The following is a 21,559-nucleotide window of genomic DNA, read 5'->3' on the forward strand; positions in this document are numbered from 1 at the left end:
TTGTGACCGCGCTCGCAGCATTTCGGACGACCTGCTGCATTACTGGACATCAAGCAGGCGTTCAAGGTAGCGCCGCTCCATCTCCTGCGGCGGATTGTTGCCCAACTTCTCACGGATTGCATCCAGAATTTCGCGAGCCCGCTGGACGTCGATCTCATCAGGCACCTTTACCTGATCGCCGAAGTCCGGTCCGTCGGCACGGCGGGGGCGGCCGAGAGGATCGCGACCGTTCTGGTTGCCTTGCCCGACCTGGCCTTGCGGCCCCTGTCCCTGACCTTGCTGCGCCTGCATCATCTGGTTCATCATGTCGCGAGCGCCCTGGCGAAGCGCCTCCAGGGCGCGTCCCTGGCCCTGGATTGCCGGTTCGCCGCGGCCCTGGCCGAGGTCGCGTCCGGCACCGTCCATCTCACGCTGCGCTTGGCCGAAGCCCGGACCAGGCTTCATGCCCATATCGCCGAGGCCCTTCTGCAGCTCGCCGAGCTGCTTGCCGAGCTCGTCCTGGCGCGAACGCAATTGCTTCAGCGCTTCGCGCAGCTGGTCCGCCGTCATCTGGTCGGAGGGCGACTGGCCCTGCGGATTGTTCTGGTCTTGCTGGCCCTGCTGCTGATCCTGCGGCATGCCATCGTTATCCATCGGCATGTCGTCCAGCAGCGGATCGTTCATTCCCATATTGGGGTCACCGCGCTGCATGCGATCCTTCAGCTGCTGATCCAGCTTGAAGGTCTCTTCCATCAGCTTCTGCTGGTCGCGCAGGATCTGGCCGAGCTTGTCCATCTGCTGGCGCATCTGGCTGTTGTCTTTGCCTTGCTGCCCTTGCTGGGGTCTGCCCGCCTGCAGGTTGTTCATCATCCTTTGCAATTCGGACAGCATCTGCTGAGCGGCGTCGCGATTGCCGGAGCGCGCGAGATTCTCGATCTGGTCCAGCATCCGCTCCAGATCCTGCTGGCGAAGGACGTTCTGGGCATTCTGGTTGGGTTGCATCGGCGCATTGCGCATGCGCTGGGCGAGCTCCTTCATGTAGTCCTGCATCGCCTTGCGCAGTTCGTCCATGAGCTTCTTGACTTCCGCATCGGGCGCGTTGCGCTGCAGGGCGTCGGCCAGGTTCTGCTGGGCGTTGCGCAGGTTGCGCTCGGCCTGAGAAAGGTCTCCATCCTCCATCCCGACGGCGATATCCCAAAGGTAGTCCGCGGTGTCCTTCAGGGCCTCCTCGCCTTTTGCCAGCTTCATCCGCGTCAGGGCGGATTGCAGCAGCAGGTAGTTGGTCAGCTTCGGGATCGTCTCTTCCGGGCGGATCGTCAATGCCTCATTGAGTGCAATTGCCTCCGGCATCCTGCGCGTATCGAGCGCGAAAACCTGACGCTCCTCCGCAACGGCAGCCGCAAGCGGCTCGCTGAACGGACGCGCCGGCAACGTCATCTCATGCGGCGGGCTGCGACCCGTCTGGCCGGCGGCATCCTTGGCGACGAGCGTGATGCGAACCCGCTTGCCGGCGAGCGGGTGTTCGGTCAGGTTCTTGCTGGTCAGCCCCTTGGCGTCGCGTGCGTTGCGGCGCGGGACGTCGAGCCGATACTCAGGAAGCGGGTAGAGCGGCGTCGCCGCCGGATCGGTTTCCACGGGAACGATCTGTGCATAGGCGTCCTGCACGCCGTAGTCATCCTTAATCGCAAAGCCGATCTCCAAGGCGCCGTTGACGGTTGGCTTGGGCAGTCCATTGAAGGCGATCTCCGGCGCCTTGTCGGGAATGACGTCAAAGGTCCAGGTCCGGCCGTTTACCAGCAGTGCACCGTTTTTTTCAAGCTTCATGAGGTGGGTACTGGAGGCGGGAGGAAACGCTGCGCCGGGCTGTTGCGCGGTTGGCGCGGGTTGCGTCTTGGCATCCTGCGCAGCGGCGATCTCCAGCGTCTGGCCGTCTTGCGTCTTGAATGTAACATTTTCGTCGACTTTGCTTCCGCTGACACGAACCGTGAGGTTCGACATCTGCGGAATTCGGATCGGTGCCTGCTCCGTCCCGGTCGCCGTCAAATAGACCGGCGCACGGCCGGTATAGGCTGGCGGCGTCACCCAGGCGTCGATGCGAACGGCGGGATCGCTTGCCTGCGGCTCCGGCCGCGACTGCAGGGCATCGGCAATCGAACCGCCATTGGTCGACAGCGAATAACCGAAGGCAATCGCCATCAGCAAAGCGGGAACGGCGCGCAGGGCAAAGCGGTCATGGGCTGCGATGTCGGGTTGCGGAAATCCCGTGTCGAGCGTGGCAATCTTTTCTGCCATGCGCGTCTGGTGTTCCCGCCAGAGGGCCTGGGCGAAGGGCGTATCGAACGCCGGCTCGTCCTCCTGGACGGTGACCGGCTGGTGTGGCAGGCCGTTGCGTTCTTCCAGAAGACGGTCGGCCGAGGCTGTGCTCGGCCATTGCAGCTTTCGCAAGGAGCCAAGCGTCGCGAGAAACCCGACGCCGAAGAGGCTGAGCAGCGTTGTGCGGACCCAATCGGGTGCCATGCGGAAGACACCGAACCAGGACGTTGCGAGGTACAGTGCGACCAGCGACAGGATCGGCAGAAGCAGCGGCAGCAACTGCTCCGACAGCAGGACGAGGCGCGCAAGAAAGCGCTTCGCCGCAACCAGCCGCGCCAAGGGCGGCCTCAGGGCAAACGCACCATTCTTCTCCCTGCTGGAGCTCTTCTTCAATCCGGTCTCCGCGATCTGGCATTTACGGGGCAGAGGGCGCTTCCGGCGATTGCTGGGCAATTCGCTCTCGGGAAAAGATAACATTCTTTGTGGCGAAGGCGAGGGCAAGGCGGCTGCTATGCCGGTTTTTCACGCCCATTCGCCAAAAAGTGATGATCGTGTCGGGCGGCTGTCAGTCCAGCCAGGCCGGAACCGAGTCGAGAGCGATCAGCTCCTCGTAGCCGCCGCGCGGTCGAATCACGTGGAAATCGCTGCCCTTGACGAGAACTTCCGGCACCAGGAGACGGCTGTTGTAGGTGCCGGCCTGGACCGCGCCGTAGGCGCCGGCGGAGCTGACGGCAAACAGGTCGCCAGGCTTCGGCATTGCCATTTCGCGGTCGAGTGCCAGGTAGTCGCCGGTCTCGCAGACCGGGCCGACGATATCGGCCTTGATACGCGGCGCGTTGGCTGCAGAGATCACGACGGGGCGGATCTCGTGATAGGCTTCGTAGAGCGTCGGGCGAATGAGATCGTTCATGGCGCCGTCGACGATCACGAAGGTCTTCTCGCCGCCGTCCTTCACGTAGAGCACTTCGGTTACCAGGATGCCCGCATTGCCGACGATGAGGCGGCCGGGCTCCATGACGATCTTGCAGTTCAGTTCGCGCAGCTGGTTCTTGACGATCGCTGCGTAGGCGTCGGGTAGCGGCGGCGGGTTGTTGTCTTCCTTGTAGGGGATGCCGAGGCCGCCGCCGATGTCGACATGATGGATGTCGTGGCCATCGGCGCGAAGCGTGCTGACGAGCTCGCGCAGCAGTTTGAAGGCTTCGTCGAAAGGCTGCAGCTCCGTGATCTGGCTGCCGATATGCATGTCGATGCCGGTCACTTCGATGGCAGGAAGGGTCGCTGCGCGGGCATAGACGGAACGGGCGCGTTCCCAGGAAATGCCGAACTTGTTTTCCTTCTTGCCGGTCGAAATCTTTGCATGCGTCTTGGCATCGACGTCGGGATTGATGCGGAAGGAAACGGGTGCCTTCTTGCCAGCCTTGACGGCACGCTGATTGAGGATCTCGAGTTCGGGCTCGGATTCGACGTTGAAGCAGTAGATGCCGGCTTCCAACGCAAAGTCCATCTCGCGCGGCGTCTTGCCGACGCCGGAGAACATGATGCGGCTTGCCGGAATGCCGGCGGCGAGCGCACGGCGCAACTCGCCTTCGGACACGACGTCGATGCCGGCGCCGAGCTTGCCGAGCGTCTTCAGCACGGCCTGATTGGAGTTTGCCTTCATGGCGTAGCAGACCATGGAGTCGACATCGCAGAATGCGTCGGAAAAGACCCGGTAGTGTCGTTCGAGCGTTGCCGTCGAATAGCAATAGAAAGGTGTGCCCACAGCCTTGGCGATTTCAGGAACGGGGACGTTCTCGGCGTAGAGGATGCCGTCGCGATACTCGAAATGGTTCACTGGCGTGGCCTGCTAAAGAAGGGGATCGAGGATGAAGGGCCGGTCGACCGCGCCGGGCTGTTTCGTCGGCTTGGACGAGTCGCCACCCTTGGTTGCCTGCACGCTCGGCGGATCGAGGTCGCCTTTGCGTCCACATCCGGCAACGGCAATGCCGATCACGGCGAAAACAACCGTCAGGCGGATGATCTGCGGCAAGCTGGTCTGCATGGGATTCCTCTTGGAGCGGCAGTGGTGGACATCTTCATAGCGAAGTTTATCCACCTTGTGCACCCTGATTGTTGGGCTCAGTTGCTGGCGCGCCTTGCGAAAGCGCGACCCGGCATCCACTTCACCTGGAATGCTTAGTTGCGGGTGCGCCAGAAGGCGATCTGCCTGCGCACCTCGGACGGAGCGGTGCCGCCGAAGCTCTTGCGGCTTGCCACCGAAGCCTCGACGGTCAGAACGTCGTAGACCTTGTCGGTGATTGCCGCGTTGATCGCCTGCAGATCGGCAAGCGGCAGCTCCGCGAGATCGCAGCTCCTGCTCTCGGCAAGGGCGACTGCGCGGCCGGTGACATGGTGCGCGTCGCGGAAGGGCAGGCCGGCTTCGCGCACCAGCCAGTCGGCAAGGTCGGTCGCGGTCGAATAGCCCGAGCCGGCAGCCGCCTTCATGCGAGCGGTGTTGATCGTCAGGTCGCGCACCATGCCTGTCATCGCTGATATCGCCAGTTCAAGGCTCTCGGCGGCGTCGAAGACCTGTTCCTTGTCTTCCTGCATATCCTTGGAATAGGCGAGCGGCAGGCCCTTCATGATCGTCAGCAGGGCGATCAGCGAACCGTTGATGCGGCCGGTCTTGGCGCGGACGAGTTCGGCGGCATCGGGATTCTTCTTCTGAGGCATGATGGACGAGCCCGTGGAGAAAGCGTCGGACAGGCGCACGAAGCCGAACTGCGGCGTCGACCAGATGACGATTTCTTCTGCAAGGCGCGACAGATGCATGGCTGAGATCGCGGCGATCGACAGGAATTCGATGGCGAAATCGCGGTCGGACACGGTGTCGATGGAGTTGCGGGTCGGCTCACGGAAGCCGAGCGCCTTTGCCGTCATGTGACGGTCGATCGGATAGCCGGTGCCGGCAAGGGCGGCAGCACCGATCGGGCTCTCGTCGAGATGCTCGATGGCGTGGCGCACGCGCGAGCGGTCGCGGCCGAACATTTCGACGTAAGCCATGCAGTGGTGGCCGAATGTAACGGGTTGCGCCGTCTGCAGATGCGTGAAGCCGGGCATGACAGTTTCGGCGTGCTCTTCGGCGCGATCGAGGAAGGCGGCGATGAGGTTCGTCAGTAGCTGCTCGGTCTTCTGCAGCTCTTCCTTGACCCAGAGGCGGAAGTCGAGGGCGACCTGGTCGTTGCGGGAGCGGGCCGTGTGCAGGCGTCCGGCCGCCGGGCCGATCAACGTCGCAAGTCGTGCCTCGACATTCATGTGAATGTCTTCGAGCTTGCGCGAGAACTCGAAATTGCCGCTCTCGATCTCTGACAGGATCGTGTTTAGCCCGTGAACGATCTTGTCCTTATCCTCTGCAGAAATGATGGCTTGGTGGGCAAGCATGGTGGCGTGGGCGATCGAACCGCGGATGTCCTGCGCAAACAGCTTCTTGTCGAAACCGATCGAGGCATTTATCTCCTCCATGATCGCATCGGGACCGGACGCGAAACGCCCGCCCCACATCTGGTTGGAAGATTTGGTATCCGTGGTGCTTTCGGCCATGAAGGTACCTACCTTGAAGAACGCATGTCGCGGAGAATGAAATGACGACGAGAACGCCCTTGCGCCTGCCATCCCTCAAGCTCATCGGGATCGCGGCCGTCGCAGGCATCGTTGCCGGTGCGGCAGCGGTTTACATGAAGGAAGCCGGGTATGGCAATGGCGGAGCGGAAACGGCATCGGCCGAATGTGCGGCGACGAAGGATGTTGCCACGAGAATTACGCCGCTGTTGAAGGGGCAGGTTGCCGCGATGGTTGCCGCGAGCGAGCCGCGCAGGCTGTCTGCCGTCACCTTCAAGGATGCCGACGGCAAGCCGATGACGCTCGACAACTTCGCCGGCAAGACGGTGCTCTTCAATCTCTGGGCTACGTGGTGCGTGCCGTGCCGCGAGGAGATGCCGGCGCTGAACGCGCTGGAGAAGGAGATGGGCGGCGAGAGGTTCCAGGTCGTGCCTGTCAATATCGACACCGGCGACGACGAAAAGCCGAAGGCGTTTCTTGCCGAAACCGGGGTCGATGCGCTGCAGCTTTATCGCGACAACACGATCGAGGTGTTCAACAGCCTGAAGAAGGAAGGCCTGGCCTTCGGCCTCCCGGTTACGCTGCTGATCGACGGCAAGGGCTGCCTGATCTCGGCGATGAACGGCCCCGCCGCATGGGACAGCGAAGAGGCCAAGGCGCTGATCAAGGGGGCGATCGGGTCGTAGAGCTCCAGGTGCCGAGCGGGTCACCACATCTCTTCTCCCATCGCGGACAAGGTGCCGGCAGGCGGATGAGGGACGGGTGGTTCGGCCGTCGCTTATCGCTCCGTCCGCCCGGCAGGCCCGCGTCAGCGCGTTGGAACGGGTACTTCGCCGCGATAGTCGTAGAAGCCGCGGCCCGACTTGCGCCCTAGCCAGCCGGCTTCGACGTATTTGACGAGGAGCGGGCAGGGGCGGTACTTGGAATCCGCCAAGCCATCGTGCAGCACCTGCATGATCGACAAGCAGGTGTCGAGGCCGATGAAATCGGCCAGTTGCAAAGGGCCCATCGGGTGGTTGGCGCCGAGTTTCATGGCGGTGTCGATCGCGTCGACCGTGCCGACGCCTTCGTAGAGCGTGTAGATCGCCTCGTTGATCATCGGCAGCAGGATGCGATTGACGATGAAGGCCGGGAAGTCCTCGGCGACCGTCACGGTCTTTTCCAGCGAGGCGACGAATTCGCGGGCAGCCGAGAAGGTCTTCTCTTCCGTCGCTATGCCGCGCACCAGCTCGACCAGCTTCATCACCGGCACGGGGTTCATGAAATGAATGCCCATGAAGCGCTCTGGACGATCCGTCGCCGATGCCAAACGGGTGATGGAGAGGGAAGAGGTATTGGTTGCCAGGATGGCTTCCGGCTTCAGGACTGGACAGACAAGGTTGTAAATCTTCCGCTTGACGCTTTCGTCCTCGGTCGCCGCTTCGATGACGAGATCCGATGCGGCCAGATCGTTGACGTCGGATGAGCCGGAAATCAGCGCAAGCGTGGCGGAACGCTCCTCGTCGGTCATCTTGCCGCTGGTGACCTGGCGGGCGAGATTGCCGTTTATCGTGGCGAGGCCGTGCTCGATGCGATCCTGAGACAGATCGTAGATTTGGATCTTGTAGCCCGCGCCCGCCGAAACCTGCGCGATGCCGCAACCCATCTGGCCCGCACCGATAATGCCAATCGTCTTCAACACCGCACTCATCTCCAAATCCCCACTCGGCACTCGCCCCCGCGCCTGCCGCATTCTTCTAACAAAACTGCCGGGCAAAGGATTGCCCGGCAGCAGTAGTAGACCCTAAAAGGATAATTTTCCAGTCTCTCGCAAGTGCGAAAGAACGGGAATTTGCGCAATCACAACGCCTTCTCGAGCTCGGGCAGAGCCTCAAACAGATCGGCGACAAGACCATAGTCTGCGACCTGGAAGATCGGGGCCTCCTCGTCCTTGTTGATGGCGACGATGACCTTGGAGTCCTTCATGCCGGCGAGGTGCTGGATGGCGCCCGAGATGCCGCAGGCGATGTAGAGCTGTGGTGCGACCACCTTGCCTGTCTGACCGACCTGCCAGTCGTTCGGCGCGTAGCCGGCGTCGACGGCGGCGCGGCTGGCACCGACGGCGGCCCCCAGCTTGTCGGCAACGGGAAGGATGACTTGCCTGAACTTCTCGGCAGAACCAAGTGCACGACCACCCGAGATGATGATCCTGGCCGACGTCAGTTCCGGACGGTCGGACGCCGACAGTGCATCCCCGACGAAGGTCGACAGACCGGGATCGGAAGCGGCCGAGATCGCTTCGACCGAAGCGGAGCCGCCTTCCGCTGCCGCGGCGAACGATGCCGTGCGCACGGTGATGACCTTCGTGGCATCGGTCGCCTGCACCGTCTGGATGGCGTTGCCGGCATAGATCGGACGCTTGAAGGTGTCGGATGAGACGACTTCTGTTATCTCCGAGACCTGGGCGACGTCGAGCAGGGCTGCGACGCGCGGCAGCACGTTCTTGCCTGTCGAGGTGGCGGCCGAGATGATCGTATCGTAGCTGGCTGCCAGCGAGACGATCAGGGCCGCCAGTGGTTCGGCGAGGTTGTTGGCAAGGCTTGCGTCCTCGGCAACAAGAACCTTGGAAACGCCCGAGAGCCTTGCGGCCTGCTCGGCCGCAGCCTTGGCGCCAGCGCCGGCGACGAGGACGTGTATGTCGCCCCCGATCTTTGCGGCCGCCGTCAGCGTCTTGGCGGTCTGGTCGGAAAGGTGGTTGCTGTCGTGGTCAGCCAGAAGAAGAATGGCCATGGTAGAATCTCCCTTTCTCGAACCTTAGAGGACGCCGGCTTCGGTCTTTAGCTTTTCGACGAGCTCGGCGACCGACTTGACCTTGACGCCTGCCTTGCGGCCTGACGGCTCCTCGGTCTTCAGGACCTTGAGGCGGGGCGTGGTGGAGACGCCGAAGTCGGCCGGGCTCTTCTTGTCGAGCGGCTTCTTCTTCGCCTTCATGATGTTCGGCAGCGAGGCATAGCGGGGCTCGTTCAGGCGCAGGTCGGTGGTCACCACAGCCGGCAACTTGATTTCGATCGTCTGCAGGCCGCCATCGACTTCGCGGGTCACCTTTGCCTTGCCCCCAGGACCAGGGATTTCGATCTCGATCTTTGAGGCAAAGGTTGCCTGAGCGGTGCCCATCAGGGCCGCGAGCATCTGGCCGGTCTGGTTCGAGTCGTCGTCGATCGCCTGCTTGCCGGTGATGACAAGACCCGGCGCTTCCGCGTCGACAATACCCTTGAGGATCTTGGCAACGGCAAGCGGCTCGACCTGATCGTCGGTCTCGACCAGGATTGCCCGGTCGGCGCCCATGGCGAGTGCCGTGCGCAGCGTTTCTTCGGCCTTGGCCGGGCCGATCGACACGACGATCACTTCGTCGGCCTTGCCGGCTTCCTTCAGCCTAAGTGCTTCCTCGACGGAGATTTCGTCGAAGGGGTTCATCGACATCTTTACATTCGCGAGTTCGACGCCTGTGCCATCCGGCTTCACGCGGATCTTCACGTTGTAGTCAACCACCCGCTTGACGGGGACGAGAATTTTCATGGGGACCTTCCTTCAACTCTTTCGCCAAGAAAATGCGCGCTTCGGCGGCGCTCCGATTGTCGAATGGCGACATGGATACGCGTTTTTCCTCCAAACACAACGCTTCCATGACGCAGACAGGCAAATTGCACCCGCAAATATATGACGGTTACGTTCACGTCAATAATGCTGGTTATCGCTTGTCCCAGGGCAGGCGCGGACGTGGCAGTTGGCCGGATATCGCCACCATCGCGGGGGTGGATCCGGGCCGGTCCCTGACGGCTCTTGGCGTCACCACTTCGCGGTCGAACAGAGGCACGCCGCGGCGGCGCATGATGAGCACCAGCAAGCCGCCAGCGACGATGCCGCCGACATGCGCGCCCCAGGACACGCCGCCGTCCGGATCGAGCGCCAGCATCACGAACTGCTGGCCGATCCAAAGGACCAACGGCACGAAGGCCGGCAAGGGCAGCGGAACGCGCATGAACACCAGAACCCAGACCCTCACTCTGGGGTGCAGCACCAAATAGGCTGCCACGACACCGGAAATCGCTCCCGAAGCGCCGATCAGCGGCGCTTGCGAGGTGGTTGCGACAAGGCCGTGGCAAAGCGCGCCGGCAATCGCGCAAAGGAGATAGAAGACGAGGAAGCGAACATGCCCCATCGCATCCTCGACATTGTCGCCGAAGACCCAGAGGAACAGCATGTTCGAAGCGAGGTGCCAGAAGCCCGAATGGACGAAGGCGTAGGTGATGTAGGTCAGCGGCTCCGGCACGAGTTCCAGCGACGGCGGCAGCACCGCATCGTCAAAGGCAACAGCCGGAATGTAGCCGAGACCGAGGAAAGTCGCCTTCGACACCTGTTCGCTGGCAATCAGCCCGGTAAACAGCCAGACCACAAGGTTGGCTGCAATCAAACCCAAGGTCACCCACTGGAGCTTGATGTGCTTTAGCGTATTGGCATCGTGCAGCGGTATGAACATGCAGGCCTGTCCCCGGGTTCCCTGTCACTTTGGAGGCAAGCCTATCTGTTTTTCCCCGGAACCCAAAGTACATCCGCAAGGCCGCGATCGTTGGCGTGACGTGCGGCGACGAAGAGGAAATCCGACAGCCGGTTGACGTATTTCAACGCCGCCTCGCTGACGATTTCGCCCTTGCCGCGGGCAAGCGTCACCATCAGCCGTTCGGCGCGACGGGTGATGGTTCTAGCGAGATGCAGATGGGCTGCCGCCGAATGGCCGCCGGGCAGCACGAATGATTTCAGCGGCTGCAGATCGGCGTTCAGCTGATCGATGTCGTTTTCGATCCGGGCCACTTGCGTTTCGATGATGCGCAGCGGCTCGTATTCGGGCTTTTCGCCCGTATCGGGTGTCGCGAGATCGGCGCCGAGGTCGAAAAGGTCGTTTTGGATCAGCATCAGCATCGCGTCGAGCACCGGCATGCCCTGCATGTGCAGCCGCGCGATGCCGATCGCCGAATTGGCCTCGTCGATGGTGCCGTAGGCTTCAACGCGCAGATCGTCCTTCAAACGTCGCGGACCGGAGACCAGCGCGGTGGTGCCGTCGTCGCCTGTCTTTGTGTAGATCTTGTTTAGCTTGACCATGCCACCCTCCCACTTCTCGTTATCAGGTAGGGCGACCGCCGCCGGTCAGCCAGAGCGTCAGCATGATGAGAAACACCGCGATCGCCTGCAGGAGCACGCGCAGCTGCATCAGCTTGTTGGACGTATTCGCATCACCGCCCTTCAGCATGTTGAAGAGACCGCGGATCAGCACGATGGCGACGAGGCCCATGACGATGATCGCGAGAACGTAGGTGACCGTAGACATTTCGTTGGCTTTCCTGCTCAGTCCACCCAGCGCATCAGACGGTAAAAGAGATCGGCGGGAAGCAGTCTCTTCAGTACCAGGCCCTGCTTTGCCGGGGTGGTTACGGGGTAATGTGGTCTCGGACTATTCGAGTTCAATGCGTGCTTGAGCACGGCATAGACAGCCTCCGGGCCAAGCTTATGTCGATTGGGCTCCCCCGATCCGTCAAGGCGCGCGAGCTGCCGGCGGTAATCGGTCGCATGCACGGAGTTCCTGAGGTCGATGTGTTCGTTCATCTTCGCGAGCGCGTTGGCGGTGAAGCGCGAAGTGATCGGCCCGGGCTCGATCAGGCTCACGTGGATGCCGCTGCCCTGAAGCTCCATGCGCAGAGTGACGCTGAGACCTTCGATCGCGAATTTCGAAGCCGTGTAGGCGCCGCGGTAGCGATAAGGCACGACGCCGAGGATCGACGAGCACTGGACGATACGCCCCTGGCCGCGCTTGCGCATCAGCGGGATGATTTGCCGCGTCAGTTCATGCCAGCCGAAGACGTTGGTTTCGAACTGTTCGCGCAGGACGTCGGTCTTCAGGTCCTCGACTGCTCCGGGTTGGCCATAGGCGCCGTTGTTGAACAGCGCATCGATGCGGCCGCCGCTTAGCGCGGTCGCCTCGCGCACGAAATCTGCGATCGAATCGGTGCTGGTGTAGTCCATTCGAAACGCCTCGATGCCATCGGCTGCGAGCGGAGCAAGATCTTCCTGTTTGCGAACGGTCGCAAAGACCCGCCAGCCATCCGCCTTCAGCGCGCGGGCACAATAGGCGCCGATCCCGGACGAACATCCGGTGACGATGATTGTGCGCTGATCCGACATGGAATGATTCCTGTACAAAGTCGGACTCGTTTCCCATATTCGGACGGGCGACACAATGAGGAATGCCGGGAGTTGGAATGCCGAAGATTTTTCGCATCTTCTATGATGTGGCCTATGACGCGATCTGGCACTTCATCGAAGATGACGGTTTCGCAATGGCAAGCCATGTCGCCTTGTCAAGTCTGCTTGCGGTCTTCCCTTTCCTGATCTTCGGTACGGCGCTCGCCAATTTTCTCGGCGCGGACCAGTTCTCCTCGACGGCTGTTCACCTTGTCTTCGATACTTGGCCGGAGGCGATTGCCAAGCCGCTGGCCGACCAGGTCCTGCAGGTGCTGACCGTTCCGCGCGGTGGGCTGCTGACGATTTCCGTGCTGGCGGCCGCCTATTTTGCCTCCAACGGCGTCGAGGCGTTGCGCATCTCGCTCAACCGCGCCTATCGCGTTCAGGAGACGCGCCCATGGTATTTCACCCGCCTTGCCAGCCTCGGCTACGTGCTGATCGCGGTCGTCATATTCGCGGCCATCAGCATTCTGCTGGTGGCTGTGCCGTTGGCGCTCGATTACGCCCGCCGATGGTTCCCGCTATTTGCCGACACGCTTGATGTGGTCTTCGACTGGCGTATCTACGGCACACTGTTGGTTCTGACGGTCGGCCTCTTCGTCGCGCACCTCTGGTTGCCGGCTGGACGGCGACGGATTTTGGATGTCGTGCCGGGCGTGCTGCTGACGCTGGTGTGCTGGTTTGTCGGCGCCCTGATTTTTGCCTATTACCTGGCGACCTTCGCCAACTATACGGCGACCTATGCCGGCCTCGCTTCGGTGATGATCGCGCTGATTTTCCTCTACATGATCGGGGTGATCTTCATCATCGGCGCGGAGATAAACGCGGCGCTGATGAAGTTCCGCGTTCGCGCGATCTTCAAGCACAATTTCCTGAGCGGCCAGGGCACGAAGGCGTCAAAGCCCGACAAGATGGCGGATGTCGGCCACTGACAGGCCCTTGTCGCGCAGCTCCGCAAGACCTTTATCACCCTCGCTCTTGGAGAGCTTGCGGCCGTCGGTGCCGACAATCAGGCGGTGGTGGTGATAGGTGGGTGCGGGCAGACCGAGCAGAGCCTGCAGCAGCCGGTGCACCGAGGTCGCGTGGAAGAGGTCGAGCCCGCGCACGACGTGGGTCACTGCCTGGAGCGCATCGTCGACGACGACGGAGAGATGATAGCTCGACGGCGCGTCGGATCGCGACAGGATGACATCGCCCCATGCGCCGGGGTCGGCGGTGATGTCGCCCCTTTCTGCGTCGCCCGCTTCTTTCCACGACAGCGCGCCAACGAGCGCCAGCGCCTTTTCCGTGTCGAGCCGCCAGGCATGCTTCAGCCCGGAGGCCAGCAATTGCTGCCGGTCGAACTCGGAGCGCTCGCGGTCGTCTGGTGGATAGAGGGGCGAGCCGTCGGGGTCGCGAGGCCAGGGTGTGGCGGTGTCCTGCAAGGCCGCAACGCGTGCCTTGACCTCGCCGCGGGTCAGAAAGGAGGGGTAGGCAAGTCCGCGATCGATCAACTGGCTTAGCGCTGCCTGATAGTCTGCGAAATGCTCGGACTGCCGCCTTGTCGGCGTCTCCCAGGCGATGCCGAGCCATTCAAGATCGGCATGGATGCCGGCTTCGAATTCGGGTGTACAGCGGGTCAGATCGATGTCTTCAATACGTAGCAGCAAGCGACCGCCGGCCGCGTTCGCCATGTCGCGGTTGAGGAAGGCGGAGAGCGCGTGACCGAGATGCAGCGGCCCGTTGGGGCTCGGCGCAAAACGAAAGACGGGCTTTTGACGGGGATTTGCAATCATGCTTTCTTCTGCCACGGATTCGAAACGATCGCGAGGAAGCGTGCAGATCATTCGCAATGACGAAGATGTGAGACAAGGGCTGGAGCAGTTGCTACGCCTCGATCCGCGCCTCGTCCCTATTGCCGCTGCGGCCGGTTCCCTGCCGCTGCGGCTGCGCGAGCCCGGCTTCGAGGGGTTGGCGCATATCATCGTCTCGCAGATGGTGTCGCGCGCCAGCGCCGAGGCGATCTGGCGTCGCATGCTGCCGGTCGAGGGGATACTGACGGCGCAACACTACGCTCTGCTCCATCCCGAGGCCTGGCGGGCGTTCGGTCTGTCGCGCGCCAAGGCGGAGACCCTGTCGCGCATCGCAGCGAAAGCCGTGTCCGGCGGGCTAGATTTGCCTGCGCTCTCCGGCAAGCCGCCCGACGAGGCGCTTGCCGAACTGACGGCGCTCAAGGGTGTCGGTCCGTGGACGGCACAGGTCTATTTGATGTTCTGCGGTGGGCATGCCGATGTTTTTCCCGCCGGCGACGTGGCGCTTCAGAATGCCGTGGTTGCGGCATTCGGTCTCGCCGAGCGACCCACTCCAAAGAAACTTGCAGCACTGGCAGAGGCGTGGTCGCCGTGGAGATCTGTCGCAGCCCGGCTTTTCTGGGCTTATTATGCCGCAAAGCTCGGGCGCGGCCTGCTGCCTGTGGCCTGAAGTGCCACACTTATAAACGCCATGATGTTGCTTGAATTTATTGGACTTCACAATGCCGTCACAACCGGCCTAATATAAGAATGCAGATGCCGAATCGATCAGGAGAGTCCCTTGACGATTGCAGTCTCCCCCCAGGCCCTGCCAGCGCTCGTCCTGAACGCTGACTACAGGCCGCTGAGTTATTATCCCTTGTCGCTCTGGTCCTGGCAGGACGCGATCAAGGCGGTCTTCCTTGACCGTGTGAATATCATAGCAGAGTACGAACACTCGGTTTCCTCCCCGAGTTTTTCGATGCGGCTTCCGAGTGTCGTGTGCCTGAAGACTTATGTCCAGCCCTCCCGCAATCCGGCTTTCACGCGGTTCAACGTGTTCCTGCGCGACAGGTTCGAGTGCCAGTATTGCGGCGAGCATGACGATCTGACCTTCGACCATGTCATCCCTCGCGCCCATGGCGGCGAGACGACCTGGCAGAATGTCGTGGCGGCTTGTTCCCCCTGCAATCTCAGGAAGGGCAGCAAGCTGCCGAAGCAGGCAGGCATGTTCCCGCATCAGAAGCCGTATCAGCCGACGGTGCAGGATCTGCACAACAACGGCCGGCTCTTCCCGCCAAACTATCTGCACGACAGCTGGCTCGATTATCTCTACTGGGATAGCGAACTGCAGCCCTGATCAATTTATCGATCAGCGTGAGGCTCAAGCCGATCTGCGCACGCCGATGAAAGCCAAGGCCGCAAGAAGGATGCTTGCGATAACGTTCCAGCCGGCGAAGGACAGCCCCAGAACGCGTAGCGCTGCGTCCGTGCAGGATGGGCCCTTGATCGTATTGAGCTCCGTCAACAGATCGCCGGCGTTCTGAGACATGCTGCTGGCCGTGGTCGAGCAGGTCGCGGGGCCCGCCCAGAAGTGCCATTCGACACCTGCATGATAGACGCCCATGCCTGCGCCGACGAGCATCAGCATACCGCCGGCCAAAAGGAATGTGCGGCCGATCCAGTTCGGCAGGCCGATGGCCGAGGCGACTGCGCCGATGATGACGATCGGGACGGCGTAGTAGTAGGGCTGGCGCTGCATCAGGCAGAGTGCGCAGGGGATATAGCCGCCGATGTACTGGAAACCGAGCGCGGTGCCGACGACGGCCGCCATGCCTGTTGCAAGCAGGATCGAATAGATGAAGGCCGGGCGGCGGAGGGAGAACGAGGCAGGCATGCAGGAGCTCCGGGCGGTTGGCTCAGTGGGCGAGTAATTTGTAGGCGATGCCGAGGGCGATCAGGACTGCGGCGCCAATGCCCGCAACCTGGCCGAGGCGCTTTTCGATGAAATGGCGGATCGGCTCACCATAGCGGCGAAGCAGCCAGGCGAGAAACAGGAAGCGGGCGCCGCGGGCGACGATCGCCGAGATGACGAAGAAACCGAGGTTCATGTGGATGACGCCGGCGAGAATCGTCACCACCTTGATCGGCGGCAGGTGTGCCAGACCGGAGGTTACCAGGAGCAGAAGCAGGATTTCCCACTCGTCGTGAATGTAGACCCTCAGTTGTTCGAATGCGTCGAGCTTGCCGTAAAATTCGAGGACGGGGCGAGCGAGCGCGTCGTAGGCGTAGTAGCCGAGCATCCAGCCGGCGATGCCGCCGAGGACAGAAGCGACAGTTGCCACCAGCGCATATCGGTAGGCGCGCTCGGGCTTTGCAAGCGCCATCGGCAGGAAGAGAACGTCGGCCGGAACCAGAAAGATGGAGCTTTCGACGAAGGCGATAACGGCAAGCCATACCTCCGCCGATTTGCGGCCGGCAAGCGACATGGTCCAGTCGTACAGTCTGCGAAGCATTCCGATCCTTTCGCGTTGGGTGCATGAGCTTTATGGGGCGCGCATCCGCCTGTAAATGCTTGCTGTGTCGTTCATGCGGCGGTGCGGCGAAAAAATCTTCGTGATTGGCGGGGCCCCGTTCTGGGAAATCAGGACGCGATGCCGGAGCGTTCGTCGTGTTTCTGGCGCATGACGTTCATCTCGGTTCGCTCGCGCGCCATTTGGCTGACCGCCTCGCGCAGGGTGGGGTGCTTTGCGGTGAACATGTTGAAGTCGCGTCGTTCCAGAACGAAGAACTGGCAGAAGTCGACCGCAACGACGTCGGCCGTGCGGCGGCCGCCGCTCAAAAGCGCCATCTCGCCGAAGAAGGCACCCGGCTCGAGCCGGATCGGCACCCCGGGGAGCTGCACTTCCACCGCACCGGAGGAGAGAAAGTACATGCCGTCGCCGCGATCCCCCTTGCGCATCACGCGTTCGCCGGGCAGGGCGGATTTCGGGCGAAAGAGCAGCAGCAATTCCTCCTGCGAATCCTCGCCGACCTTGGCGAAAAGCGGGAAAGTTTCGATCAGTTCCTGCATCTCCAATTGATGCTGACGCTCCCGCTCCTCGTTCAGCCCGCGGATCTTTTCGAGTTCACGGCCGAGCGCCTCGTGCCGGTGATGGCCGAAGCGGGCGTAAAGCGCCGGCCACCGGTGATGCACATGCGTGTCCAGCGCTTCCGCTGCGACGCAGACAAGCGGGTTCAAAGTGATCGAGATGATGGCAGCGGCGAGGATGACATCCTGCCCTTCATGCGGCAGCAAGCCGAGCGAAACGCCAAGGCTTGCCAGAATGAAGGAAAATTCGCCGATCTGCGCAAGGCCGCCCGCCACCGTCAGGCCCATGCCGATCGGATAACGAAGCATCACGACGACGGCGAAGGAGATGATTGCCTTGCCGACAATGATCAGCGCGAGGGCTGCAAGAACGGCCATCGGTTGGCGCACGAGAATCGACGGATCGAACAGCATGCCGACCGAGACGAAGAACAGCACCGAAAAGGCATTCTGCAGCGGCAGGGAATCGGCTGCGGCCCGGTGGCTGAGATTGGATTCGCTCATCACGACGCCCGCGAAGAAGGCGCCAAGTGCAAAGGACACACCGAAAATCTGCGCCGAGCCGAAAGCAATGCCGAGCGCGATCGCCAGAACCGTCAGCGTGAAGAGCTCGCGCGATCCCGTCCTTGCGACGCGGGTGAGGAGCCAGGGCACGACCTTCGGCCCCAGGAAGATCGCCATCACGGCAAAAGCGCCGACCTTCAGCAGCGTGAGCGCGATGGTCAATGGCAGCGGCAGACCCGCACCATGTACTGCGCCTTCGGCCGCATGGCCGCCGAGCAGTTCGGCAAGGGCGGGCAGCAGCACCAGTGCAAGGACCATCGCCAGATCCTCGACGATCAGCCATCCGATGGCGACGCGCCMGCTCGCCGACTCGACGAGGTTATGCTCTTCGAGCGCTTTGAGGAGAACGACGGTGCTGGCAACGGAAAGGCTAAGGCCGAAGACGATGCCGGCCCCCAGCCCCCAGCCCCACCATTGTGCCAGGCCAATCCCAAGGAGTGTCGCGATCAGGATCTGGACGATTGCGCCAGGCACGGCAACGCCGCGCACGGCAAGGAGATCGGCGGCTGAGAAATGCAGGCCGACGCCGAACATCAAAAGGATGACGCCCATCTCCGCCAGCTGGCTGGCAAGGCCGGCATCGGCAACAAAGCCGGGCGTGATCGGACCCATGAAGATGCCGGCCATCAGATATCCGACCAACGGCGGCAGCCGCAACCGATCGGCGATGTAGCCGAGCACCGCTGCGCAGACAAAGCTGACGGCTACGGTGGCGATAAGCGATACTTCCTGATGCACGTGGCGCTTTCCCTCTTAGCGGCGCCACTTTGACCGAAGTGCGAGGGAAATTAAACAGTTGATTTGGAAAGGAACACGTGCGCTCCGCTACGGCGGGCTTCTCAACTGCCGGCTGCGGGAACGCTCAAGGGAGCAATGGCATCACGAAAGCGTTATGCCGTTGGTTTCCGCCGTTCTTCATTCTTCTCCCGACTGATTGCTTTGTAGCGCGTTCGGGCGCATTGTCAGTCCTTCAGTAGCCACTTTTACGGGCGCTGCTGGTTGAGGGTCACCAAACCCTAGCCCTACACCGAAAGGAGGACCTGAATGTCTTCCGACGTGGATACAAAGTACCTCTCAGGCGACGATCTTGATTTTCTGCACGGCATTCTTGCCGACGCGGGATATTCGGACGACGACGGCGCGCTCGAACAGCCTCGCTCTGCGGGCGTTGCGGCCAACTTGCTGATCCGGCTGTTCCAGGAGGGCGTAACGGGGCATGCCGACCTTACCTTGCAGCTCGAACGTCACTTTGGACGCTTCGTGCAGGTCAGGAAAAGTTCGATTTCTCCTTTCCATCGCTATGCAATCCAGGGGCTTCCGCTGAGACTTCGCAAACGTCCCGTGCGCCTGCCGCGTGAGAGCACGAATGGACATTGAGGCGCCAAGCTTTTATGCCGATGACGCGTTGCGCAGCGGCGAATGTCGCCGCGTATTCGATCAGGCGGCCAGGGCGCTCGTGCTCCGGGCCGTTCAAGCCGGCTGGCGCGAAAGCGAAGCTGCGATGGCGCTCGCGGATGCTGCCGACCGCTATGTGATGTATCTCGCCACCGTGCCTCGCAATGCCCCCTTGGCTGCAAACAGCAACCTGCTGCCCAGCGCCGGCTGCGGCGTGTGACGAATAATCCTTGAGACCTTATGCCTCGCTTTCCGGATGCACCGCCGACCGATCCGATTTGATCATTGCTGCAATGAGGTCGTGTTCGAAAATATGGGACCTTAGGGTTTCGTTCAGATCAACCAGCTGATCGCGAGCCAAACCGCTCGCCTCCCCGCGTAGCGTGGTCCCATCAATCGAGGCCTCCAGCGAAGCAATACGCTTCCTGTCCTCCGTCACACGCCGACGTGACAACTCCAGATCGCTGAGAGAGTAGCTCATTGGTGGATCATAGCACGGCTTTGGTGGCGCTGCATCGGCCAATGGCGTGTCCTCAAAATCGATCTCATGTTCGTCGGTGGCGCCCCACGCCGGAGTACAACATCCTGGCAATATCAATAGCTTGTGAAAATGCGAGGCAGAGCAGGCTTGCGCTGAAACGCTATGCTTTTCAGATTTTGTGTCTCACTCGCAGGCTCGCGCTTCAGTAGCTGCATGAGCGGTCGTTATTCGGTCTGAAGCCATCCGCACAAGCTGGGTTCACGGAAGTCCTTGGTTGGTATTGAAAATCGGCGCGATTTGAATTGTGTGCGGGCGTGCACGCCGAAATAATCGTGGCTAGCCCGATCAGCGATCCGGCTATGATAATTGCTGGCAGTGTGCTCATCTTTGTCTCCTTGCCATAGCTGGACAGAAAAAACGCAGCGAGGTCGTCAGGGGCGACCTCACTAGATTCCCGCTGAACCCGGAACTTCATAAACCGCCGCGTTATCTTGCACTTCGCGAAGCCCCTTGTAGGATGCATGTCGAAGCATTCCGTCATGCGTCCACCCGCGATACTCGATCTCAGCGATGAGTGTCGGCTGCGCCCAAACGAGATCCTTACGCTTGCCGGCATAGGAGACCGGCGGCGTCTTCTGCTTCAGCCGATCGAGCATAGGCCGGAGTTTTAGTGCCTCGCGTTCTTTGAAGCCGGTCCCCACTGATCCGACATAGATCAGGTCATTGCCCTTTCGCGCCGCCAGCATGAGACTTCCAATCCCGCCTCGCGCTGACATCGAGTGTTCGTAGCCGACGATCATAAAGCTTTCGCTCTGGATGCACTTCACTTTCAGCCAGTCGCCCAACCGGCCGGAGCGGTAGCTGCTATCCCTGTCCTTGGCGATAATCCCTTCGAGGCCGTACTCGACGGCAGCATTGAAAATCTCAGCGCCATCACCGTCGCTCTGTTGGGAGATCTGGATGGCGCCTTGCTCATTTGCCAGCAGCGATTCCAGCAGATGCCGCCGGCTGGATAGCTCCATGCTCCGGATGTCGTGACCGTCGAAGTAGAGAAGGTCAAACGCGTAAAGCATAGCGTCCCCCGCCGGTAGCTTGCCGCCCCGCCCGCCGAGCGCGTTCTGTAGTCTCGCGAAGTCCGGCCTGCCCTGCTCGTCCAGAACAACCGCCTCGCCATCGAATATCGCAGTCGCGACGCCGAGCCGCTTGGCTGCGTCGACGATCGCCGGAAAGCGGTGCGTCCAGTCATGGCCTCCCCTGGTGATGACACGGATCCGGTTGGGCTCGATATGAACCGCGACGCGGTACCCGTCCCATTTGATTTCATAGGTCCATTCCGGTCCTACCGGCGGCTTGGATTTCAGCAAAGCAAGGCACGGCTCGATACGATCGGGCATTGGGTCGAATGGAAGGTGCGGCTGCGCCGGGTCGCGCGGCTTGCGGGCGCGGCTACGGAGCGGTTTGTAATCCGCCAGGAGAGGTTTCGTGCGACGCATAGCGCAGGACCCTTTCGACAAGCCTCGATTCGATACATGGCAGGCGATTAATTTTCGTCCAGTGGCTCAAAACGCGAGTCTTGACTCTTTCATGCGAGATGAGAACATAGAGGGAACAAATGTTACTCCGAACGATTGACCAACTGAAATAACACCGGACCAATCCAGTGCCTGAAATGAACGAGAGCAGAAAGCTGAGCCGTTGGTCGCTGACGAACGCGGCCGAGGCTGGTCAGTTGATTGTCGTAACCTGTCATCACTGCCGGATCACACATCGCTATCTGCCGCGTGATCTGCTGCAGTTTCGCGATGATGTCAGCCTTGATCGGCTGTCTGGACATTTCAGATGTGAGCGGTGCGGAAACGGCCGCTATATCGTGCTCAAGGTCCACGATCCGTTCGGCGCTGATTTCGGCAATCTGCCGATCCGCCGTTTGGAAAAGGTCCAGATCAGGAAGATCCCGATCTGGAAGGATGGCGTCCTATGAGACGTCGGAGCACACCCTCCCGCTTCATGCTATCGACAACACACCCGCAGCAGGTTGCCTTGTGTTGGGATGACCTCACCTATGTCGAGCGTGGGCCATTATGTCTGCGGCGACGA

At 61.5% G+C, this 21,559-nt stretch carries 25 protein-coding genes; 7 read left to right on the forward strand and 18 right to left on the reverse strand.

The genetic code is table 11. The annotated features are described in order from the left end of the window. Nucleotides 1-39: 39 nt before the first annotated feature. The 4 genes from AC1DMK_RS07330 to argH form a co-directional block, all read right to left on the reverse strand. Nucleotides 40-2,631 (reverse strand): TIGR02302 family protein, encoded by a 2,592-nt coding sequence (locus AC1DMK_RS07330; protein ID WP_477858143.1) that lies wholly within the window; start codon nucleotides 2,629-2,631, stop codon nucleotides 40-42. Nucleotides 2,632-2,857: 226 nt separating this feature from the next. Then, the gene (lysA, locus tag AC1DMK_RS07335) at nucleotides 2,858-4,126 is read right to left on the reverse strand and encodes a diaminopimelate decarboxylase (RefSeq protein WP_037059293.1); all 1,269 of its coding nucleotides are present in this window, start codon (nucleotides 4,124-4,126) and stop codon (nucleotides 2,858-2,860) included. A gap of 12 nt (nucleotides 4,127-4,138) precedes the next feature. Beyond that, on the reverse strand, nucleotides 4,139-4,333 hold the full coding sequence (gene lptM / locus AC1DMK_RS07340; protein WP_037059295.1) for an LPS translocon maturation chaperone LptM: 195 nt from the start codon (nucleotides 4,331-4,333) through the stop codon (nucleotides 4,139-4,141). Nucleotides 4,334-4,467: 134 nt separating this feature from the next. Further along, on the reverse strand, nucleotides 4,468-5,871 hold the full coding sequence (gene argH, locus AC1DMK_RS07345) for an argininosuccinate lyase (RefSeq protein WP_037059485.1): 1,404 nt from the start codon (nucleotides 5,869-5,871) through the stop codon (nucleotides 4,468-4,470). A 41-nt stretch (nucleotides 5,872-5,912) separates the two neighbouring features. On the opposite strand from argH, the gene tlpA reads away from it, so the two are divergent. Beyond that, entirely contained in the window at nucleotides 5,913-6,575 is a 663-nt protein-coding gene (gene tlpA, locus AC1DMK_RS07350) for a thiol:disulfide interchange protein TlpA (RefSeq protein WP_477858003.1), read from the forward strand. Between the two features lie 122 nt (nucleotides 6,576-6,697). Here the strand turns inward: tlpA and AC1DMK_RS07355 are convergent, their stop codons facing one another. From AC1DMK_RS07355 to AC1DMK_RS07385, 7 genes are all read right to left on the reverse strand, one after another. Then, entirely contained in the window at nucleotides 6,698-7,579 is an 882-nt protein-coding gene (locus AC1DMK_RS07355) for a 3-hydroxybutyryl-CoA dehydrogenase (protein WP_037059298.1), read from the reverse strand. A 149-nt stretch (nucleotides 7,580-7,728) separates the two neighbouring features. Continuing rightward, nucleotides 7,729-8,658, reverse strand: coding sequence for an electron transfer flavoprotein subunit alpha/FixB family protein (locus AC1DMK_RS07360; RefSeq protein WP_477858005.1), 930 nt, complete (start codon nucleotides 8,656-8,658; stop codon nucleotides 7,729-7,731). 24 nt (nucleotides 8,659-8,682) lie between these two features. After that, complete coding sequence (locus tag AC1DMK_RS07365) at nucleotides 8,683-9,444, reverse strand: electron transfer flavoprotein subunit beta/FixA family protein (protein ID WP_037059303.1); 762 nt, start codon at nucleotides 9,442-9,444, stop codon at nucleotides 8,683-8,685. Nucleotides 9,445-9,616: 172 nt separating this feature from the next. Next, entirely contained in the window at nucleotides 9,617-10,405 is a 789-nt protein-coding gene (locus AC1DMK_RS07370) for a rhomboid family intramembrane serine protease (protein ID WP_477858007.1), read from the reverse strand. Between the two features lie 41 nt (nucleotides 10,406-10,446). After that, complete coding sequence (locus AC1DMK_RS07375) at nucleotides 10,447-11,025, reverse strand: cob(I)yrinic acid a,c-diamide adenosyltransferase (protein ID WP_477858009.1); 579 nt, start codon at nucleotides 11,023-11,025, stop codon at nucleotides 10,447-10,449. A gap of 22 nt (nucleotides 11,026-11,047) precedes the next feature. Continuing rightward, entirely contained in the window at nucleotides 11,048-11,251 is a 204-nt protein-coding gene (locus tag AC1DMK_RS07380; protein ID WP_037059312.1) for a twin transmembrane helix small protein, read from the reverse strand. Between the two features lie 17 nt (nucleotides 11,252-11,268). Beyond that, on the reverse strand, nucleotides 11,269-12,102 hold the full coding sequence (locus AC1DMK_RS07385; protein WP_477858011.1) for an SDR family oxidoreductase: 834 nt from the start codon (nucleotides 12,100-12,102) through the stop codon (nucleotides 11,269-11,271). 77 nt (nucleotides 12,103-12,179) lie between these two features. Here AC1DMK_RS07385 and AC1DMK_RS07390 point away from each other — a divergent pair, with 77 nt between their 5' ends. Then, nucleotides 12,180-13,094: a YihY/virulence factor BrkB family protein gene (locus tag AC1DMK_RS07390; RefSeq protein ID WP_037059317.1), complete on the forward strand. Its 915-nt coding sequence runs from the start codon at nucleotides 12,180-12,182 to the stop codon at nucleotides 13,092-13,094. Here the strand turns inward: AC1DMK_RS07390 and gluQRS are convergent. Then, nucleotides 13,059-13,937 carry a tRNA glutamyl-Q(34) synthetase GluQRS gene (gene gluQRS, locus AC1DMK_RS07395; protein WP_477858013.1) on the reverse strand — a complete coding sequence of 293 codons (879 nt, stop codon included), beginning with the start codon at nucleotides 13,935-13,937 and terminating at the stop codon, nucleotides 13,059-13,061. The genes AC1DMK_RS07390 and gluQRS overlap by 36 nt on opposite strands. Between gluQRS and AC1DMK_RS07400 the strand changes: the two genes are divergently transcribed. Next, on the forward strand, nucleotides 13,936-14,622 hold the full coding sequence (locus tag AC1DMK_RS07400; RefSeq protein WP_477858015.1) for a DNA-3-methyladenine glycosylase family protein: 687 nt from the start codon (nucleotides 13,936-13,938) through the stop codon (nucleotides 14,620-14,622). The two genes, gluQRS and AC1DMK_RS07400, sit on opposite strands and share 2 nt — an antisense overlap. A 111-nt stretch (nucleotides 14,623-14,733) precedes the next feature. Beyond that, entirely contained in the window at nucleotides 14,734-15,291 is a 558-nt protein-coding gene (locus AC1DMK_RS07405; RefSeq protein WP_037059323.1) for an HNH endonuclease, read from the forward strand. 24 nt (nucleotides 15,292-15,315) lie between these two features. Here AC1DMK_RS07405 and AC1DMK_RS07410 read toward each other — a convergent pair whose 3' ends face one another. The 3 genes from AC1DMK_RS07410 to AC1DMK_RS07420 form a co-directional block, all read right to left on the reverse strand. Then, complete coding sequence (locus AC1DMK_RS07410; RefSeq protein WP_477858017.1) at nucleotides 15,316-15,828, reverse strand: disulfide bond formation protein B; 513 nt, start codon at nucleotides 15,826-15,828, stop codon at nucleotides 15,316-15,318. Nucleotides 15,829-15,850: 22 nt separating this feature from the next. Then, entirely contained in the window at nucleotides 15,851-16,447 is a 597-nt protein-coding gene (locus AC1DMK_RS07415; protein ID WP_037059328.1) for a YqaA family protein, read from the reverse strand. Between the two features lie 128 nt (nucleotides 16,448-16,575). Further along, nucleotides 16,576-18,324 carry a cation:proton antiporter domain-containing protein gene (locus AC1DMK_RS07420; protein ID WP_477858020.1) on the reverse strand — a complete coding sequence of 583 codons (1,749 nt, stop codon included), beginning with the start codon at nucleotides 18,322-18,324 and terminating at the stop codon, nucleotides 16,576-16,578. Between the two features lie 306 nt (nucleotides 18,325-18,630). On the opposite strand from AC1DMK_RS07420, the gene AC1DMK_RS07425 reads away from it, so the two are divergent. Both AC1DMK_RS07425 and AC1DMK_RS07430 read left to right on the forward strand, forming a co-directional pair. Further along, nucleotides 18,631-18,963 carry a hypothetical protein gene (locus tag AC1DMK_RS07425; protein WP_051973900.1) on the forward strand — a complete coding sequence of 111 codons (333 nt, stop codon included), beginning with the start codon at nucleotides 18,631-18,633 and terminating at the stop codon, nucleotides 18,961-18,963. Then, nucleotides 18,953-19,201 (forward strand): hypothetical protein, encoded by a 249-nt coding sequence (locus AC1DMK_RS07430; protein WP_037059332.1) that lies wholly within the window; start codon nucleotides 18,953-18,955, stop codon nucleotides 19,199-19,201. Before AC1DMK_RS07425 ends, AC1DMK_RS07430 begins: the two co-directional genes overlap by 11 nt. Nucleotides 19,202-19,219: 18 nt before the next feature. Here AC1DMK_RS07430 and AC1DMK_RS07435 read toward each other — a convergent pair whose 3' ends face one another. The 3 genes from AC1DMK_RS07435 to ligD all read right to left on the reverse strand — a co-directional run bounded on the left by AC1DMK_RS07435 (nucleotide 19,220) and on the right by ligD (nucleotide 20,955). Continuing rightward, entirely contained in the window at nucleotides 19,220-19,504 is a 285-nt protein-coding gene (locus AC1DMK_RS07435; RefSeq protein ID WP_477858022.1) for a hypothetical protein, read from the reverse strand. A gap of 160 nt (nucleotides 19,505-19,664) precedes the next feature. Then, nucleotides 19,665-19,847, reverse strand: a complete 183-nt coding sequence (locus tag AC1DMK_RS07440; RefSeq protein ID WP_477858024.1) for a hypothetical protein — start codon at nucleotides 19,845-19,847, stop codon at nucleotides 19,665-19,667. 61 nt (nucleotides 19,848-19,908) lie between these two features. Then, nucleotides 19,909-20,955 carry a non-homologous end-joining DNA ligase gene (ligD, locus tag AC1DMK_RS07445; RefSeq protein ID WP_477858026.1) on the reverse strand — a complete coding sequence of 349 codons (1,047 nt, stop codon included), beginning with the start codon at nucleotides 20,953-20,955 and terminating at the stop codon, nucleotides 19,909-19,911. Between the two features lie 176 nt (nucleotides 20,956-21,131). Between ligD and AC1DMK_RS07450 the strand changes: the two genes are divergently transcribed. After that, a complete protein-coding gene (locus AC1DMK_RS07450) occupies nucleotides 21,132-21,443 on the forward strand; it encodes a hypothetical protein (protein WP_477858028.1) in 312 nt (103 codons plus the stop codon). The last annotated feature ends 116 nt before the right edge of the window (nucleotides 21,444-21,559 follow it).

Source organism: Rhizobium sp. 05L419, assembly GCF_056397845.1.

What these genes read in the sequence shown, in the direction of transcription:
- AC1DMK_RS07450 (WP_477858028.1), top strand. Translation starts at nt 21,132, where the DNA reads ATGAACGAGAGCAGAAAGCTGAGCCGTTGGTCGCTGACGAACGCGGCC.
- argH (WP_037059485.1), bottom strand. Translation starts at nt 5,871, where the DNA reads ATGGCCGAAAGCACCACGGATACCAAATCTTCCAACCAGATGTGGGGC.
- lptM (WP_037059295.1), bottom strand. Translation starts at nt 4,333, where the DNA reads ATGCAGACCAGCTTGCCGCAGATCATCCGCCTGACGGTTGTTTTCGCC.
- AC1DMK_RS07370 (WP_477858007.1), bottom strand. Translation starts at nt 10,405, where the DNA reads ATGTTCATACCGCTGCACGATGCCAATACGCTAAAGCACATCAAGCTC.
- AC1DMK_RS07425 (WP_051973900.1), top strand. Translation starts at nt 18,631, where the DNA reads ATGTCTTCCGACGTGGATACAAAGTACCTCTCAGGCGACGATCTTGAT.
- tlpA (WP_477858003.1), top strand. Translation starts at nt 5,913, where the DNA reads ATGACGACGAGAACGCCCTTGCGCCTGCCATCCCTCAAGCTCATCGGG.
- AC1DMK_RS07385 (WP_477858011.1), bottom strand. Translation starts at nt 12,102, where the DNA reads ATGTCGGATCAGCGCACAATCATCGTCACCGGATGTTCGTCCGGGATC.
- ligD (WP_477858026.1), bottom strand. Translation starts at nt 20,955, where the DNA reads ATGCGTCGCACGAAACCTCTCCTGGCGGATTACAAACCGCTCCGTAGC.
- AC1DMK_RS07375 (WP_477858009.1), bottom strand. Translation starts at nt 11,025, where the DNA reads ATGGTCAAGCTAAACAAGATCTACACAAAGACAGGCGACGACGGCACC.
- AC1DMK_RS07355 (WP_037059298.1), bottom strand. Translation starts at nt 7,579, where the DNA reads ATGAGTGCGGTGTTGAAGACGATTGGCATTATCGGTGCGGGCCAGATG.
- gluQRS (WP_477858013.1), bottom strand. Translation starts at nt 13,937, where the DNA reads ATGATTGCAAATCCCCGTCAAAAGCCCGTCTTTCGTTTTGCGCCGAGC.
- AC1DMK_RS07430 (WP_037059332.1), top strand. Translation starts at nt 18,953, where the DNA reads ATGGACATTGAGGCGCCAAGCTTTTATGCCGATGACGCGTTGCGCAGC.
- AC1DMK_RS07360 (WP_477858005.1), bottom strand. Translation starts at nt 8,658, where the DNA reads ATGGCCATTCTTCTTCTGGCTGACCACGACAGCAACCACCTTTCCGAC.
- AC1DMK_RS07440 (WP_477858024.1), bottom strand. Translation starts at nt 19,847, where the DNA reads ATGAGCACACTGCCAGCAATTATCATAGCCGGATCGCTGATCGGGCTA.
- AC1DMK_RS07365 (WP_037059303.1), bottom strand. Translation starts at nt 9,444, where the DNA reads ATGAAAATTCTCGTCCCCGTCAAGCGGGTGGTTGACTACAACGTGAAG.
- AC1DMK_RS07380 (WP_037059312.1), bottom strand. Translation starts at nt 11,251, where the DNA reads ATGTCTACGGTCACCTACGTTCTCGCGATCATCGTCATGGGCCTCGTC.
- AC1DMK_RS07400 (WP_477858015.1), top strand. Translation starts at nt 13,936, where the DNA reads ATGCTTTCTTCTGCCACGGATTCGAAACGATCGCGAGGAAGCGTGCAG.
- AC1DMK_RS07415 (WP_037059328.1), bottom strand. Translation starts at nt 16,447, where the DNA reads ATGCTTCGCAGACTGTACGACTGGACCATGTCGCTTGCCGGCCGCAAA.
- AC1DMK_RS07390 (WP_037059317.1), top strand. Translation starts at nt 12,180, where the DNA reads ATGCCGAAGATTTTTCGCATCTTCTATGATGTGGCCTATGACGCGATC.
- AC1DMK_RS07410 (WP_477858017.1), bottom strand. Translation starts at nt 15,828, where the DNA reads ATGCCTGCCTCGTTCTCCCTCCGCCGCCCGGCCTTCATCTATTCGATC.